The organism is Anabaena sp. CCY 9613, from assembly GCF_963920895.1.
Classification (GTDB): domain Bacteria; phylum Cyanobacteriota; class Cyanobacteriia; order Cyanobacteriales; family Nostocaceae; genus Cyanocohniella.
Genome location: NZ_CAWUDE010000046.1, coordinates 1 through 1,923, shown reverse-complemented (window position 1 = coordinate 1,923; position 1,923 = coordinate 1). Strand labels below are relative to the sequence as shown.

Below are 1,923 nucleotides of genomic sequence, written 5' to 3'. Positions count from 1 at the left end.
TCACCGCCAAGTCTGCGACTGTGGCGGGAGTACCCTTGCGGAGGTTTAGATGGAATCCAGCTAATGTCCAGCCTGGAAATTGCTTAGAAGCAAACTCGGCTGCATATGTTATAGTATGGGCATCTGCACCAAGTAAGTAATATCGATAACCACAGTTACTTGTATGCTTAAAAAAATTAGGTATTAAATCAGTACCAACGAGATTGCTCTGTAAAATTTTACCACGGAGTCTGGCTGCCCAGCGAACACCTGTACCGTCTGCAAAAACCACTGTGCTACTGTTTAAAACATCTCGGTACTCAGGGTTATCAGTTGCCAGATTGAGAGTGTGAGCGTTGACAATAGAGATGAGATGGACTATATCCGGCTCTTCTTTGATAAATGATTCCATCATCTCTACAGCACCAAGCTCTGATGTATCTGTAATTTTAACTTTTAGAACAGATATATGCATATTACTTGTCCTTAAACTTGGGACTAAAAATTAAAAGATCACGAAAAAAGCCGTAGCAAACTCTGTAAAATAGTTTGCTGACAAGCATAAAAAAGGTATTAAGGGGATTAATTTTTTCTCCCGCTGCGGGAACCAAGCTATTTTAGCTGATTGGAGGAAAACACACTTTATTTTAGGTTCTTTTGATTGAACCAAAGGTATTTTAACTTCTTTTGGTTGAACCAAAAGCATATTATTTAATAACTTTTAATTTTTCTGATGAAAAAAAATCCCCCGGCTTTTAACCGTGGGGAGTCAGCCTGCATAGACGAAATTAAGCCGCAGATTTTGGTAATTGAGCGAATTTATCTGGATAAATTTCGATTTGCATTTCTACATCTTCACGGCTAGCCAGTGTCCTTGTAATTTGACCCAAGTAAAGTGGTACAGAGATTCCTGGTTCTGGGTGAATAATGGTGCGGGCGCGAATCGTCAGTTGATTATTTCCTCGCGTCCCTAAGCGGCCATAAGAATAAAGATTACTAGCTGCTTGACGCAGAGTTGCTTCTAATTGCGTGGGGGAAATTTTAGGTGATGTCGCAATTACTGCTTTTGTAGAACCAGTATCATATACTAGAGTGTATTTCACTGCTCCTGGAATCACAGTGCGGCTCAAAGGAACTAAAGAGAGAGAAAATAAACCTACCGTCAACACCAGCATAAAGCCAGTCGTACCTACGAGCCGAAAACGAAGACCCCATTTGAGGATAAAAGCCAGGACAGCTAGGGCAGCAAATGCTAATGTGGCAATACCCGACCATTGGGCATACTGAAGAAAGTCAGATGTTGTGAACATACAGATTGGCTACTTAGGCGTATTTTTGTTGATGACCGACAACACCCATCTTACCGAGTAGCATGACTCTCTTGTAGCGTTTCTCGTTTTTGAGGCTAGTAGGACTTACGCACTCGTCACGAAAATCAAGGCTTTAGAGATTGCTTCCCTACGGTCGCAATGACAAAAATACGTGGTTGGTGACGTAAATCCTAAACTATTTAATTAAAATACAAAATGTATAAAAGAGCATCTAAAACTAGATGCCCGTCATGCAGGAAAACCCAAAAGGGTTGTCCCTACACCTTCCCAACTATCAGCAACAGTGGCTAATTTGCGGTTAGCCACACTCACAGTCACAAATGTGAATATAGTTATATTAATCACTAATACATATCAATGACTTCGGTGTAAACTCCGAATAAAATAGCTGTTGTCTAACTGATGCCCACTCTATAATTCTTGGCGTTGTACAACCCTTACGGGCAGGCTTGGTGAATCAGCGCTGTAGAGGGTTAGCCCGACCTAGGCGACTGTGAACCCGTAGGGCGGTACTCTGCGGAAAGCCTCTTTATATTGATCAATGAAGACGAGAAGCCCAAAACTCCTATCTTTCAAGTAGGAGATGTAGGGCGAACGGCAATTTTAATTGCCG

The 1,923-nt window shown here is 41.7% G+C and carries 2 protein-coding genes; both read right to left on the bottom strand.

What is annotated here, in order from left to right; translation table 11 throughout:
* Positions 1–454: WecB/TagA/CpsF family glycosyltransferase (locus tag ACM0OT_RS23715; protein WP_414566826.1), on the bottom strand; the 454-nt coding region annotated here is incomplete at its 3' end.
* A 313-nt stretch (positions 455–767) separates the two neighbouring features.
* A complete protein-coding gene (locus ACM0OT_RS23710) occupies positions 768–1,289 on the bottom strand; it encodes a Ycf51 family protein (RefSeq protein WP_414566825.1) in 522 nt (173 codons plus the stop codon).
* Between the last annotated feature and the right edge of the window lie 634 nt (positions 1,290–1,923).